This is a genomic window from Enterobacter sp. Cy-643 (assembly GCF_011752815.1).
Classification (GTDB): Bacteria; Pseudomonadota; Gammaproteobacteria; order Enterobacterales; family Enterobacteriaceae; genus Cedecea.
Genome location: NZ_VWWV01000003.1, coordinates 137,869 through 152,633 on the forward strand (window position 1 = coordinate 137,869; position 14,765 = coordinate 152,633).

Annotated in this window: 11 protein-coding genes; 9 read left to right on the top strand and 2 right to left on the bottom strand. The window is 55.2% G+C overall.

What is annotated here, in order from left to right:
• Nucleotides 1-55: 55 nt before the first annotated feature.
• The 3 genes from polB to rluA all read left to right on the top strand — a co-directional run bounded on the left by polB (nucleotide 56) and on the right by rluA (nucleotide 6,341).
• A complete protein-coding gene (gene polB, locus F3J29_RS13690; protein ID WP_166866862.1) occupies nucleotides 56-2,416 on the top strand; it encodes a DNA polymerase II in 2,361 nt (786 codons plus the stop codon).
• A 222-nt stretch (nucleotides 2,417-2,638) separates the two neighbouring features.
• Complete coding sequence (gene rapA / locus F3J29_RS13695; protein WP_166866864.1) at nucleotides 2,639-5,545, top strand: RNA polymerase-associated protein RapA; 2,907 nt, start codon at nucleotides 2,639-2,641, stop codon at nucleotides 5,543-5,545.
• Between the two features lie 136 nt (nucleotides 5,546-5,681).
• The gene (gene rluA / locus F3J29_RS13700) at nucleotides 5,682-6,341 is read left to right on the top strand and encodes a bifunctional tRNA pseudouridine(32) synthase/23S rRNA pseudouridine(746) synthase RluA (protein ID WP_008461732.1); all 660 of its coding nucleotides are present in this window, start codon (nucleotides 5,682-5,684) and stop codon (nucleotides 6,339-6,341) included.
• Nucleotides 6,342-6,371: 30 nt separating this feature from the next.
• On the opposite strand, the gene djlA is transcribed toward rluA, so the two are convergent.
• Nucleotides 6,372-7,190 carry a co-chaperone DjlA gene (gene djlA / locus F3J29_RS13705; RefSeq protein ID WP_166866866.1) on the bottom strand — a complete coding sequence of 273 codons (819 nt, stop codon included), beginning with the start codon at nucleotides 7,188-7,190 and terminating at the stop codon, nucleotides 6,372-6,374.
• 181 nt (nucleotides 7,191-7,371) lie between these two features.
• Here djlA and lptD point away from each other — a divergent pair, with 181 nt between their 5' ends.
• From lptD to apaH, 6 genes are read left to right on the top strand one after another with little or no spacing between them, the layout of a single operon-like run.
• Nucleotides 7,372-9,738: an LPS assembly protein LptD gene (gene lptD, locus F3J29_RS13710; protein WP_166866868.1), complete on the top strand. Its 2,367-nt coding sequence runs from the start codon at nucleotides 7,372-7,374 to the stop codon at nucleotides 9,736-9,738.
• Between the two features lie 58 nt (nucleotides 9,739-9,796).
• Entirely contained in the window at nucleotides 9,797-11,089 is a 1,293-nt protein-coding gene (gene surA / locus F3J29_RS13715) for a peptidylprolyl isomerase SurA (protein ID WP_166866870.1), read from the top strand.
• Nucleotides 11,082-12,071, top strand: a complete 990-nt coding sequence (gene pdxA / locus F3J29_RS13720) for a 4-hydroxythreonine-4-phosphate dehydrogenase PdxA (protein WP_166866872.1) — start codon at nucleotides 11,082-11,084, stop codon at nucleotides 12,069-12,071. The genes surA and pdxA overlap by 8 nt, the downstream gene beginning before the upstream one ends.
• Nucleotides 12,068-12,892: a 16S rRNA (adenine(1518)-N(6)/adenine(1519)-N(6))-dimethyltransferase RsmA gene (gene rsmA / locus F3J29_RS13725; RefSeq protein ID WP_166866874.1), complete on the top strand. Its 825-nt coding sequence runs from the start codon at nucleotides 12,068-12,070 to the stop codon at nucleotides 12,890-12,892. The genes pdxA and rsmA overlap by 4 nt, the downstream gene beginning before the upstream one ends.
• A gap of 3 nt (nucleotides 12,893-12,895) precedes the next feature.
• Nucleotides 12,896-13,273 carry a Co2+/Mg2+ efflux facilitator ApaG/CorD gene (apaG, locus tag F3J29_RS13730; RefSeq protein WP_166866876.1) on the top strand — a complete coding sequence of 126 codons (378 nt, stop codon included), beginning with the start codon at nucleotides 12,896-12,898 and terminating at the stop codon, nucleotides 13,271-13,273.
• Between the two features lie 5 nt (nucleotides 13,274-13,278).
• On the top strand, nucleotides 13,279-14,130 hold the full coding sequence (apaH, locus tag F3J29_RS13735) for a bis(5'-nucleosyl)-tetraphosphatase (symmetrical) ApaH (RefSeq protein ID WP_166866878.1): 852 nt from the start codon (nucleotides 13,279-13,281) through the stop codon (nucleotides 14,128-14,130).
• 37 nt (nucleotides 14,131-14,167) lie between these two features.
• Here the strand turns inward: apaH and folA are convergent, their stop codons facing one another.
• A complete protein-coding gene (gene folA, locus F3J29_RS13740; RefSeq protein WP_166866879.1) occupies nucleotides 14,168-14,647 on the bottom strand; it encodes a type 3 dihydrofolate reductase in 480 nt (159 codons plus the stop codon).
• Between the last annotated feature and the right edge of the window lie 118 nt (nucleotides 14,648-14,765).

Below are 14,765 nucleotides of genomic sequence, written 5' to 3' on the forward strand. Positions count from 1 at the left end.
AACCAACGGGCTTTTGCGCTATAATCGAAACACTTTTCCTGAGAGAGAATGCAGCGTGTCTCAAGCTCGTCAGGGGTTTCTGCTGACCAGGCACTGGCGAGACACCCCGCGCGGTACCGAAGTGGATTTCTGGCTGGCCACGGATGATGGCCCGCTTAAGGTGCGCCTGCCGCCGCAGGAATCTGTGGCTTTTATTCCCCAGTCGCAGGTAGCCCAGGCGCAGCGTCTGCTAGCCGCTGAAAACGCGTTCCGTCTGACGTCCCTTGAACTCAAAGACTTCCATCGCCAGCCGGTGGCCGGCCTTTATTGCCAGCAGCACCGCCAGTTAATGCGGCTGGAGAAACTGCTGCGTGACGGCGGCGTGACGGTCTATGAGGCAGATATTCGCCCCCCGGAACGCTTCCTGATGGAACGCTTTATTACCGCACCGGTCTGGTTTAGCGGCCATCCTCAGGGTGACGTGCTGCTGGATACCCGCCTGAAGCCTGCGCCGGAATACCGCCCGCCGCTGAAATGGGTCTCGCTGGATATCGAAACGAATCGACACGGGGAGCTGTATTGTATCGGCCTTGAAGGCTGCGGGCAGCGTCACGTCTATATGCTGGGGCCTGAAAACGGCGATGCTAGCGGGCTGGACTTTACGCTGGAATACGTCGCCAGCCGCCCTTTACTGCTGGAGAAACTGAATAGCTGGTTTGCCGAGCACGATCCCGACGTATTGATCGGCTGGAACGTCGTGCAGTTCGATCTGCGCGTGCTGCAAAAAATGGCCGAACGCTACCAGGTTCCGCTCCGCCTGGGCCGCGGCAACAGCCCGTTAGAATGGCGTGAGCACGGCTTTAAGCAGGGCGTTTTCTTTGCCCAACTTGCGGGTCGGGTGATTATCGACGGTATCGAAGCGCTAAAATCGGCGTTCTGGAATTTCTCTTCGTTTTCGCTGGAAACGGTCTCCCGTGAACTTCTCGGTGAAGGGAAGTCGATTGATAATCCCTGGGATCGCATGGATGAAATTGACCGCCGCTTTGCCGAAGACAAACCCGCGCTGGCTACCTATAACCTCAAAGACTGCGAGCTGGTCACGCGCATTTTTCATAAGACTGAGCTGATGCCATTCCTGCTGGAACGGGCGACGGTCAACGGGCTCCCGCTGGATAAACACGGCGGCTCGGTAGCCGCTTTCAGCCACCTTTATTTCCCGCGTATGCATCGTGCAGGCTATGTCGCCCCCAATCTGGGCGAGGTTCCGCCGCAGGCAAGCCCCGGCGGCTATGTGATGGATTCGCGCCCGGGGCTGTATGACTCCGTGTTGGTACTCGATTATAAAAGCCTGTATCCGTCGATTATCCGCACCTTTTTAATCGATCCGGTCGGCCTCGTGGAAGGTACAGCCCGGCCAGATGTGACGCATTCCGTTGAGGGGTTCATTGGCGGCTGGTTCTCCCGCGACAAACACTGCCTGCCGGAGATCGTAAGCCAGATCTGGCATGGCCGGGACGAGGCAAAACGCCACGGCAACAAACCGCTTTCTCAGGCGCTCAAGATCATCATGAATGCCTTTTACGGGGTACTGGGCACCAGCGCCTGTCGCTTTTTTGATCCGCGCCTGGCTTCATCGATCACCATGCGTGGTCACGAGATCATGCGCCAGACAAAAGCGCTGATTGAATCCCAGGGCTATGACGTTATATACGGCGATACGGATTCAACCTTTGTCTGGCTGAAAAAGGCCCAGAGCGAAGAGGACGCGGCACAGATTGGCAAGCAGCTGGTTGGGTACGTCAACACCTGGTGGCAACAGCATCTGAAAAACACGCTGAATCTCGACTGCGCCCTGGAACTGGAATACGAGACGCACTTCTGTCGTTTTCTGATGCCAACCATCCGGGGAACGGAGCAGGGCAGCAAAAAGCGCTACGCCGGGCTCATTCAGGAAGGCGACGAGCAGCGTATGGTATTTAAAGGGCTTGAAACGGTGCGCACCGACTGGACGCCCCTCGCCCAGCAGTTCCAGCAAACGCTCTATTGGCGAATTTTCCGCGGTGAGCCCTATCAGGACTACATCCGTGAAACCATTGCCAGCCTGATGGCGGGTGAACTGGATTCACAGCTGATTTATCGCAAACGCCTTCGTCGCCCATTAAGCGAATACCAGAAAAACGTGCCGCCTCACGTTCGTGCGGCAAGGCTTGCCGATGAGCACAACCAACGTCTGGGCAGGCCGGCGCAATACCAAAACCGCGGCACGATAAAATATGTCATGACCCTGAGCGGCCCGGAGCCGGTTGATTATCAGCAATCTCCGCTGGATTATGACCACTACCTTACTCGCCAGCTGCAGCCCGTCGCCGAGGGGATTTTGCCCTTCCTTGAGGACGACTTTGCTACACTGATGACAGGGCAGATGGGGCTATTTTAAAAATACTCTACATAACTCAGCTGACGGCAAGGCGCTAAGAGAGTGCGGTCCGCGCCGTCGTAATTTGAAGCATGACGAGTGCGTGACGAATCCGTTGCCATCCAGTACCATAGCGCCCTTTCTTCGAATCCTTAGACCCAATTTTAAACAACTGCGCCGCCTGTGCGCGGTTGCCATGCTATTGCCTGCAAATTTAAGTCACTGAAATAGAGCCGAAAACTTATGCCTTTTACACTTGGTCAACGTTGGATCAGCGATACCGAAAGCGAACTGGGACTGGGAACTGTGGTGGCGCTGGATGCGCGTATGGTTACCCTGCTCTTCCCGGCAACGGGTGAAAATCGTCTGTACGCCAGAAATGACTCCCCGATCACCCGCGTAATGTTTAACCCGGGCGATGTGATTACCAGCCATGAAGGCTGGCAGCTGAAAGTTGATGAAGTTAAGGAAGAAAAGGGTTTACTTGCCTACCTCGGTACTCGTCTCGATACCGAAGAGTCTGAGGTCCTGCTGCGCGAAGTGTTCCTCGACAGCAAATTGGTCTTCAGCAAACCACAGGATCGCCTGTTTGCCGGGCAAATCGACCGTATGGACCGCTTTGCGCTGCGTTTCCGCGCCCGCAAATATCAGAGCGAACAGTCGCGCCAGATTTGGAGCGGCCTGCGCGGGATGCGCACCAGCCTGATCCCTCACCAGCTGAACATCGCTCATGATGTTGGCCGCCGCCATGCGCCGCGCGTATTGCTCGCGGATGAGGTTGGCCTGGGTAAAACCATTGAAGCCGGGATGATTATCCACCAGCAACTGCTGGCCGGTAGCGCCGAGCGCGTGCTGATTGTAGTGCCGGAAACCCTGCAGCATCAGTGGCTGGTCGAAATGCTGCGCCGCTTTAACCTGCGCTTCGCGCTGTTTGACGATGAACGTTACGCGGAAGCCCAGCACGACAGCAGCAACCCGTTTGACACCGAACAATTGGTCATTTGCTCGCTGGACTTCGTGCGCCGCAATAAACAGCGCCTGGAAAACCTCTGCGAAGCGGAGTGGGATCTGCTGGTTGTCGATGAAGCTCACCATCTGGTGTGGAGCGAAGATGCGCCCAGCCGTGAATACCAGGCCATTGAACAGCTGGCCGAGCATGTTCCTGGCGTCCTGTTGCTCACCGCAACGCCTGAACAGCTGGGCATGGAAAGCCACTTCGCGCGCTTGCGTCTGCTGGATCCAAACCGCTTCCATGATTTCGCCATGTTCGTCGACGAGCAGCAAAATTACCGCCCGGTCGCGGACGCCGTTGCCTTGCTGCTGGCAGGAGATCGCTTGACCAATGAGCAGCTGAATACCATGGGTGAGCTGATCGGCGAGCAGGATATCGAGCCACTGCTGCAAACCGCCAACAGCGACCGCGAAGGCAGCGAAGCCGCGCGCCAGGAGCTGATCGCCATGCTGATGGACAGGCACGGTACCAGCCGCGTGCTGTTCCGCAACACCCGTAATGGCGTGAAAGGTTTCCCAAAACGCGAACTGCACACCATTCGTCTGCCGCTGCCAACCCAGTACCAAACGGCGATTAAAGTTTCCGGCATTATGGCCGCGCGTAAATCCGTGGAAGATCGCGCCCGGGACATGCTGTATCCGGAGCAAATTTATCAGGAGTTCGAAGGTGACACCGGCACCTGGTGGAACTTCGATCCGCGCGTTGAATGGCTGATGGGTTACCTGACCAGCCACCGTTCGCAGAAAGTGCTGGTGATTTGCGCCAAGGCCGCAACGGCGCTTCAGCTGGAGCAGGTTCTGCGCGAGCGCGAAGGCATCCGCGCCGCCGTCTTCCATGAAGGCATGTCCATCATCGAACGCGACCGCGCAGCGGCCTGGTTTGCGGAAGAAGATACCGGCGCTCAGGTCCTGCTGTGCTCCGAGATTGGCTCAGAAGGCCGTAACTTCCAGTTCGCCAGTCAGCTGGTGATGTTTGACCTGCCGTTTAACCCCGACCTGCTGGAACAGCGTATTGGCCGCCTCGACCGTATTGGTCAGGCGCACGACATCCAGATCCACGTTCCGTACCTGGAAAAAACCGCTCAGTCAGTTCTGGTGGACTGGTACCATGCCGGTCTGGATGCCTTCGAGCACACCTGCCCGACCGGCCGTACCATTTATGACAGCGTCTACCCGCAGCTGATCGAATATCTCGCGGCCCCGGAAAATACCGAAGGCTTTGACGCGTTAATCAAGCAGTGTCGCGAACAGCACGATGCCCTTAAGCAGCAGCTTGAGCAGGGCCGCGACCGTCTGCTGGAAATTCACTCCAACGGCGGTGAAAAAGCGCAGGCGCTGGCAGAAGCCATTTCAGCGCAAGATAACGACACTAACCTCGTTAGCTTTGCCATGAACCTGTTTGATATCGTCGGCATTAACCAGGACGATCGCGGCGACAACATGGTCGTGCTGACTCCGTCCGACCATATGCTGGTCCCGGACTTCCCGGGCCTGCCGGAAGACGGCTGTACGATCACCTTCGAACGTGACGTCGCCTTGTCCCGGGAAGACGCGCAGTTTGTGACCTGGGAACACCCTATCATCCGCAACGGCCTGGATTTGATCCTGTCCGGGGATACCGGTAGCTGTGCCTTGTCCCTGCTAAAAAACAAAGCACTGCCGGTAGGTACACTGCTGTTGGAACTGGTGTACGTTGTCGAGGCCAAAGCGCCTAAACAGCTGCAGCTCAACCGCTTCCTGCCGCCGACGCCGGTGCGCATGCTGGTGGATAAAAACGGTACAAACCTCGCGGCGCAGGTGGAGTTTGAAAGCTTCAACCGCCAGCTCAGCGCGGTTAACCGCCATACCGGCAGCAAACTGGTAAATGCAGTGCAGTCCGACGTGCACGCTATTCTGCAACTGGCGGAAGAGAAAGTTGCCGATGCGGCTCAGGCACTGATCGACGCCGCTCGTGAAGAAGCCGATGAGAAGCTGAGCGCTGAGCTGTCCCGTCTGGAAGCGTTAAAGGCCGTTAACCCTAACATTCGTGATGATGAGCTTGCGGCTATCGAAACCAATCGCCAGCAGGTGATGGAAGCCCTGAGCCAGGCGAACTGGCGTCTTGATGCACTGCGTTTGATCGTTGTTACGCACCAGTAAATATGCGTCGCTTTACTCAAATCATTCGAGTTGCAGCAAGGCGGCAAAAGAGAAAATCCCCAGGCGCTTACTCGCGTAAGTGGCTGGGGGGCGAGAGCGCAGCCAACGCGGCTGCAGCTTGAAGGATGCAGAGTAAATGCTGATGGAACCCTACAATCCGCCTCTTGATCCCTGGCTGGTTATCCTTTACCAGGATGAGCACATCATGGTGGTTAACAAGCCCAGCGGACTGCTGTCCGTTCCGGGGCGTCTTGACGAGCACAAAGACAGCGTGATGACGCGTATTCAGCGCGACTTCCCGCTGGCGGAATCGGTGCATCGGCTTGATATGGCGACCAGCGGCGTGATCGTAGTTGCCCTGACCAAAGCGGCAGAACGCGAGCTGAAGCGTCAGTTCCGTGAACGCGAGCCGAAAAAGCAGTACGTGGCTCGCGTTTGGGGCCATCCGCAGCCGGAAGAAGGTTTGGTGGATCTGCCGCTGATTTGCGACTGGCCTAACAGGCCAAAGCAGAAAGTGTGCTACGAGACAGGGAAATCTGCGCAAACTGGATATCAGGTGCTGGAATACGCGGCGGATAATACCGCTCGTGTACAGCTCATGCCGATTACCGGGCGTTCACACCAGCTTCGCGTGCATATGCAGGCGCTGGGGCATCCGATTCTCGGTGACCGCTTCTACGCGACGCCGGAAGCGCTTGCCATGGCACCGCGTCTTCAGCTCCACGCTGAGATGCTCACTATCACGCACCCGAGTTACGGCACGCCCATGACGTTTAAGGCTCCGGCGGACTTCTAAAGAAAAGCCTCTCTCACGAGAGGCTTTTTTCTATTTAAACCCTTTTGCTGTTTTAATCAGATCGTAAGCGCCCTGAATCTCCTGGGCCTTTTGCTTCGCCATCTGCATCATTTCCGGCGGCAGGCCTTTGGCCACCAGTTTGTCCGGGTGGTGCTCACTCATTAACTTACGGTACGCGCGCTTGATAACCGTTGGCTCGTCGCTGCTTTTTACCCCAAGCACTTTACAAGCGTCCTCCAGCGTTGGGCCTCTTTGCTGCTGCGCGAAGCCGCCTTGCGACTGCTGATATTGGTACTGGCCACCACCAAACTGTTGGCCGCCCTCCATCATGCGCAAGAACTGATCGAACTGGGCACGCGAGATCCCCAATTCTTCGGCAATCACATACAGTACCTGACGTTCATTTGGATGCAGAGAGCCATCCGCAAACGCGGCCTGGATTTGTATTTCCAGAAACATCCGAATTAAATCAGAGCGGCCAAAACAGACGCTTCGCATCTGCCCCATTTTTTCTCTGAGCGGATAGTTATTTTCCTTACCGGCGCGAAATGCTCGCTGAGCGGCGGCGCGCCCCTCACCATGAAGCTGCATGCGGTCCATCAATAAAGAAGCGATTTGAATATCAGCTTCCGTTACCCGACCTTTCGATTTGGTGAGGTGCCCCATCACTTCAAAAGTGGTGGAAAAAAAGATCGCCTGACGCTGCTGCTGGTTAGCAAACCAGGCCCCACGGCGGCTCCGTGCCTTATCAAACATATGGCCGATCAGAAAACCTATCACCACGCCCCAAAAGCCGCCGCCCGAGATTAAACCCAAAGCAACACCGAGTACTTTTCCCCAATACTGCATATACTCCCCAAATCGTCATGCTGTCGTCTAGAATTTGCTTTATCATACCCGCCATTGATAGCGCTGCCTAACGGCATACTGCTAATGGGCTGGATTAACACTAGCGCTGTGGTGATGAGTAAGTTAGTCTCTGACCGTTTGCCTTCGCTATACCCTGATGACGGAACAACAAATAACACGTATGAAAAAACGTATTCCCACCTTGCTGGCCACACTGATTGGTTCAGCCCTCTATAGCCAACAAGGTATGGCTGCCGACCTTGCCTCGCAGTGTATGCTGGGTATCCCAAGCTACAATCGTCCATTAGTTCAGGACGACGGCAATAGCCAACCGGTAACAATCCAGGCCGATCACGCCAAAGGTGACTACCCGGACAATGCCGTTTTTACCGGGAATGTTGACGTTCAGCAGGGCAACAGCCGCCTGCAGTCAGACGAAGTTCAGCTTCACCAGAAGCTGGTCGAAGGTCAAACGGATCCCGTCCGCACCGTAGACGCCTTAGGTAATGTGCATTACGACGACAATCAGGTCATCCTGAAAGGTCCGAAAGCCTGGTCAAATTTAAACACCAAAGATACTAACGTCTGGGACGGTAATTACCAGATGGTTGGCCGCCAGGGTCGCGGTACTGCAGACCTCATGAAACAGCGCGGCGACAACCGCTACACGATTCTCGAAAACGGGACGTTCACCTCCTGCCTGCCTGGCTCCAACACCTGGAGCGTGGTCGGGAGCGAAGTGATCCAGGACAGGCAGGAAGAAGTGGCGGAAATTTGGAACGCCCGCTTTAAACTGGGCCCGGTACCGGTGTTCTACAGCCCTTACCTACAGCTGCCAATTGGCGATAAACGCCGTTCGGGCTTCCTGATCCCCAGCGCTAAATACAGCACCAACAGCGGGATTGAGTTCGCGCTGCCCTATTACTGGAACATTGCGCCAAACTTCGATGCCACCATCACGCCTCACTACATAGACAAGCGCGGGGGTATCCAGTGGCAGAACGAATTCCGTTACCTGACCCAGGCAGGTACGGGCCTGATGGAGTTTGACTATCTGCCGTCGGATGACGAGTACAAAAACGAGCCGGGCGTTGCGCCGGGGGAAAAAGATCGCCGCTGGCTGTTCTACTGGAACCACAGCGGGGTCATGGACCAGGTGTGGCGCTTCAACGTCGATTACACCAAGGTCAGCGACTCTCGCTACTTCAACGACTTCAGCTCACCCTACGGTAACAGTACCGACGGCTACGCCACGCAAAAATTTAGCGTCGGCTACGCTAATCAGAACTTTGACGCGACACTGTCCGCTAAACAATTCCAGGTCTTTGCCAACCAGTTGGGTACATTCACCAGCTCTTATCGTGCAGAGCCGCAGCTGGACGTCAACTTCTACCAGAACGACGTGGGCCCGTTTGATACCCGCATTTATGGCCAGGCGGTGAAATTCACTAACGTGAATGACAACATGCCTGATGCAACGCGTCTGCACCTTGAACCGGTGATCAACCTACCTGTCTCCAACGGCTGGGCAAGCCTGAACACCGAAGCCAAGCTGATGATGACCCATTATCAGCAAGGTAATCTTGATGAATATAAGCAGAAGATTAACGCCAATAGCACATTAGAAAACACCGTAAACCGCACGCTGCCGCAGTTTAAAATGGACGGCAAGCTGATCTTTGACCGTGATATGGACTCCGTTGCCGGCTGGACACAGACGCTTGAGCCACGCGCTCAGTACCTGTACGTGCCGTATCGCAACCAAAGTGCTATCAACAACTACGACTCATCGCTGCTGCAGTCTGACTACAGCGGTCTGTTCCGCGACCGCACCTATGGTGGCCTGGACCGCATTGCTTCCGCAAACCAGGTCACGACGGGCTTAACTTCCCGAGTTTATGATGACGCATCGGTTGAACGTTTTAACGTATCCGCGGGTCAAATCTACTATTTCACCCAGTCCCGTACCGGGGATGACAACATTAACTGGGAGAAAGATAAGAAAACGGGCTCCATGGTCTGGGCCGGTGACACCTACTGGCGTATGACCGACCGTTGGGGCCTGCGCGGCGGGGTACAGTATGATGCTCGCCTGGGTAGCGTAGCGAACGGCAGCGGCGCCATTGAGTACCGTCGCGATGCCGATCGTATGGCGCAGTTGACCTATCGTTATGCCAGCCCGGAGTATATTCAGGCTACGCTGCCGGCCGTGTACTCTACCGCCGATCAGTATAGAGAAGGGATCTCGCAGGTCGGTATGGTCGCCAGTTGGCCAATCGTGGATCGCTGGTCAGTTGTAGGGGCCTACTACTACGATACCAATGCCCGACAGTCCGCTGACTCTATGTTTGCCGTACAATACAGCTCTTGCTGTTATGCCATTCGTGTTGGCGTCGAGCGTAAGATCAACGGGTGGGAAAATAACATGAGTAAATACGATAACGTAATCGGCTTTAACATCGAGTTACGTGGCCTGAGCTCCAACTATGGCCTGGGTATTCCGCAGATGCTGCGTACTAACATTCTGCCGTACCAAAGTTCGATGTAATTCACTTTGACGAATTCTCTAAATAATCCGCTTTGCGGCTAAGTAAAATGGAAAAAGTATGAAGAACTGGAGAACGCTGCTTCTGGGTGTCGCGCTTGTGGCGAACACAACTTTTGCAGCCCCGCAGGTTGTCGACAAAGTAGCCGCCGTAGTCAATAACGGCGTAGTCCTTGAAAGCGATGTTGACGGCTTAATGCAGTCCGTCAAAATGAACTCACGCGACGCGGGGCAACAGCTTCCTGACGACGCGACGCTTCGCCATCAAATCATTGAACGTCTGATCATGGATCAAATCATCCTGCAGATGGGCCAGAAGATGGGCGTGAAGATCACCGACGATGAACTCGATCAGGCCATCGCCAACATTGCAAAACAGAACAACATGACCATGGATCAGATGCGCAGCCGTCTGGCCTATGATGGCGTGAATTACAACACCTACCGCAGTCAGATCCGTAAAGAGATGACGATTTCGGAAGTGCGTAACAATGAAGTTCGTCGTCGCGTCTCAATCCTGCCGCAGGAAGTTGATGCCCTGGCGCAACAGGTAGGCAATCAGAACGACAGCAGTACGGAACTGAACCTAAGCCACATCCTGATTGCGCTGCCAGAAAACCCAAGTTCAGCCCAGGTTGATGACGCAGAAAAACAGGCACGTAACGTTGTCGAACAGGCGCGTAACGGGGCAGATTTCGGTAAGCTCGCGATCAGTTATTCTGCCGACCAGCAGGCGCTGAAAGGCGGCCAAATGGGCTGGGGCCGCATCCAGGAATTGCCTTCTATTTTTGCCCAGGCGTTGAGCACGGCGAAGAAGGGCGACATTATTGGGCCTATCCGTTCAGGCGTTGGCTTCCACATTCTGAAAGTTAACGATATGCGCGGTCAGAACCAGAATATTTCTGTGACTGAAGTTCATGCCCGCCATATTCTGCTGAAAACGTCGCCTATCCTGAACGATACTCAGGCACGCCAAAAGCTGGAGCAGATTGCCGCTGACATTAAGAGCGGAAAAACCACCTTTGCCGCAGCGGCAAAATCCTTCTCTGACGATCCAGGTTCAGCAAACCAGGGCGGCGATCTGGGCTGGGCGGCAACGGATATTTATGATCCTGCTTTCCGCGACGCACTGCAGAAGCTGAACAAAGGCCAGATGAGCGCCCCGGTGCACTCTTCCTTCGGCTGGCACCTGATCGAACTGCTGGACACGCGTAAAGTCGACAGAACCGATGCGGCGCAAAAAGATCGTGCCTATCGCATGCTGTTCAACCGCAAGTTCTCCGAAGAAGCGCAAACCTGGATGCAGGAACAACGCGCCAGCGCTTACGTGAAAATCATAGGCAGCAATGGCTAACATCTTTCGTGTGACCATCACTCCCGGCGAACCCGCCGGGATTGGTCCCGACCTGGTCGTCGCGTTAGCGCAACGCGACTGGCCCGTTGAACTGGTCGTCTGCGCTTCCCCAGAATTGTTACTCGCCAGAGCCTCTCTGCTCGGCCTCCCCCTGACGCTCCAGCCTTTCGAGGCAAATCAACCGGCAAAACCACAGGCTGCGGGTACGTTGACCGTGCTGCCAGTGGATCTACGCGCGCCGGTCGTTCCAGGGCAATTGGATGTGCGTAACAGTGCTTATGTCGTCGAGACGCTCGCTCGGGCATGCGATGGCTGCCTGAGCGGAGAATTTGCCGCACTGATTACCGGGCCGGTACATAAAGGTATTATCAACGATGCCGGTATCCCGTTTATTGGTCATACCGAGTTCTTCGAAGAGCGTTCACACAGCGAAAAAGTCGTGATGATGCTGGCCACGGAAGAGCTGCGGGTTGCGCTGGCCACAACGCATCTGCCGTTAAAAGCAATTTCTGACGCCATTACGCCGGATTTACTACGCCAGATTGTCACCATCCTGTATCATGACCTGCAAACCAAATTTGGTATCCCGCAGCCGCATGTTCTGGTTTGCGGTCTCAATCCGCACGCCGGGGAAGGTGGCCATATGGGCACCGAAGAGATAGACACCATTATCCCGGTGTTAAATGAGTTGCGCGCTTTGGGGATGCACCTTTCTGGCCCATTACCGGCAGATACGCTATTCCAGCCTAAATACCTCGATAGTGCTGACGCCGTACTGGCGATGTATCACGATCAGGGTCTGCCCGTGTTGAAATACCAGGGCTTCGGCCGCGCGGTAAACATCACGCTGGGGTTACCTTTTATCCGTACTTCGGTTGACCACGGCACCGCTCTTGAGCTGGCAGGCCAGGGAAAAGCCGACGTCGGCAGTTTTATTACGGCGCTTAATCTCGCCATTAAAATGATTGTAAATAGTCAATGAATACTCGAGTCCACCAGGGCCACCTTGCCCGCAAACGTTTTGGACAAAACTTCCTTAATGACCAGTTCGTTATCGACAGTATTGTTTCCGCTATCAACCCACAGCCAGGCCAGGCAATGGTCGAGATTGGCCCGGGCCTCGGCGCACTGACCGAGCCCGTGGGCGAACGCATGGATAAACTGACCGTCATCGAACTGGACCGCGATCTTGCAGCCCGTTTGCAAACGCATCCGTTCCTGGCCCCTAAGCTGACGATCTATCAGCAAGATGCCATGACCATGGATTTCGGCGAGCTCTCGCAGAAAATTGGCCAGCCTTTGCGCGTCTTTGGCAACCTGCCCTATAACATCTCTACGCCGCTGATGTTCCACCTCTTTACCTATACTGATGCCATTGCAGACATGCATTTCATGCTGCAAAAAGAGGTGGTTAACCGCTTAGTCGCAGGGCCAAACAGTAAAGCTTACGGTCGCCTGTCGGTAATGGCGCAGTACTACTGCAACGTCATTCCCGTACTCGAAGTACCACCTTCTGCGTTTACACCAGCGCCAAAAGTGGACTCTGCCGTTGTGCGCCTGGTGCCACACGCGACCTTACCGCACCCGGTGAAAGAGCTGCGTGTGCTGAGCCGTATCACGACAGAAGCCTTTAACAAGCGCCGTAAAACTATCCGTAATAGCCTTGGCCATCTGTTCAGTGCCGAAGTGCTGGCGGAGCTGGGCGTGGATGCTACACTGCGTGCAGAAAACATTTCTGTTGCTCAATACTGCAAGCTTGCAAACTATCTGGCTGACAATCCGCAGCAGCCGTCGGAGAGCTAAACCATGCTTGATTCGCCCCGCGTATGTGTTCAGGTACAAAGCTTTTATATTGAGTCGCAGTCCTCTCCTGAGGATGAGCGTTTCGTATTTGCGTACACAGTTACCATTCGCAATCTGGGGCGAACGCCGGTTCAGCTACTTGGCCGTTACTGGCTAATCACCAACGGTAACGGTCGGGAAACCGAGGTTCAGGGCGAAGGTGTTGTCGGCGAACAGCCGCACATTGAGCCGGGCAACGACTATCAGTACACCAGCGGAGCGGTTATCGAAACGCCGCTCGGCACCATGCAGGGCCATTATGAAATGGTCGATGCGCAGGGAGAGACCTTCAGGGTCGACATTCCTGTTTTCCGTCTGGCCGTTCCAACCTTCATTCACTGATAACCATGTCTACATATCTGATTGGCGATGTTCACGGCTGCTACGATGAACTTCTCGCGTTGCTGCAGCAGGTTAATTTCAATCCTGAAGAAGATACGCTTTGGCTAACGGGCGATCTGGTCGCTCGCGGGCCGGCTTCTCTGGAAGTACTGCGCTATGTACGCAGCCTCGGAGACAGCGTAAAGGTAGTGTTAGGCAACCACGATCTACATCTGTTAGCCGTTTTTGCTGGCATCAGCCGCAACAAGCCTAAAGACCGCGTTACGCCGCTGCTGGAGGCGCCAGACGCCGATGAGCTCCTCAACTGGCTTCGCCGCCAGCCGCTCATTCAGGTGGATGAAGAGAAAAAGCTTGTTATGTCGCATGCGGGGATCACGCCGCAGTGGGATCTTAATACAGCGCTGGCCTGCGCGCGCGATGTAGAAGCTATTTTATCCAGCGACAGCTATCCGTTGTTCCTGGATGCCATGTATGGCGATATGCCCAACAGCTGGTCCAGCGAACTCTCCGGCCTGGCTCGCCTGCGTTTCATCACTAACTCGCTCACCCGCATGCGCTATTGCTTTCCTAACGGCCAGCTGGATATGTACTGCAAAGACACGCCAGAAAAGGCGCCCTCGCCGCTAAAGCCCTGGTTTGCGATCCCGGGCCCCGTTACCGCAGAATATTCCGTGGCTTTTGGCCACTGGGCATCGCTGGAAGGGAAAGGTACGCCGGAAGGGATCTATGCGCTGGATACGGGATGCTGCTGGGGAGGAGAACTAACCTGCCTGCGTTGGGAAGATAAAACCTGGTTTATACAGCCTTCAAATCGCCAGCAGGATAGCGATGCAGGCCAGGCAGCCGTTGCCTCTTAAAAGCGTGCCCTCTCTCGTGACAAGAGAGGGCTAAAACTTAGCGCCGCTCCAGAATTTCGAAGCAGTAGCCGTGGGAGTTATTCTCGTCGGCATCGTGGAATTCACTGAAGGTTGACTGCCACTCGTCTGGATCGTAATCCGGGAAATGCGTGTCCCCTTCCACTTCCGCATCAATATGGGTCAGGTACAGACGCTGCGCCTTTGGCAGGAACTGCTCATATACGCGACCCCCGCCAATCACCATGATTTCTTCGGCATCACCGCAGGCTTTAATCGCCTCTTCTACCGATTTCACCCACTCAACGCGATCGTCATTTCCGGCCTGGCTGCTGATAACGATATTTTTACGTCCCGGCAGCGGGCGGCCAATAGACTCCCAGGTCAGGCGTCCCATAACGACAGGTTTATTGAGCGTATTGCGCTTGAACCAGGCCAGGTCGCCAGGCAAATCCCATGGCATGGCGTTTTCCATGCCGATAACGCGATCCACCGCCAAAGCAGCAATCAGACTGATCATTTATATAACCTAAGGATGATGAAAAAAATTGCCGCCACTATACGGAAAGCGCAATCTTTCGTCGACAGGGGGCGAGGCGCGTAACGAGAATTTTTTTTATTCTGCTGCAGCCATCGCG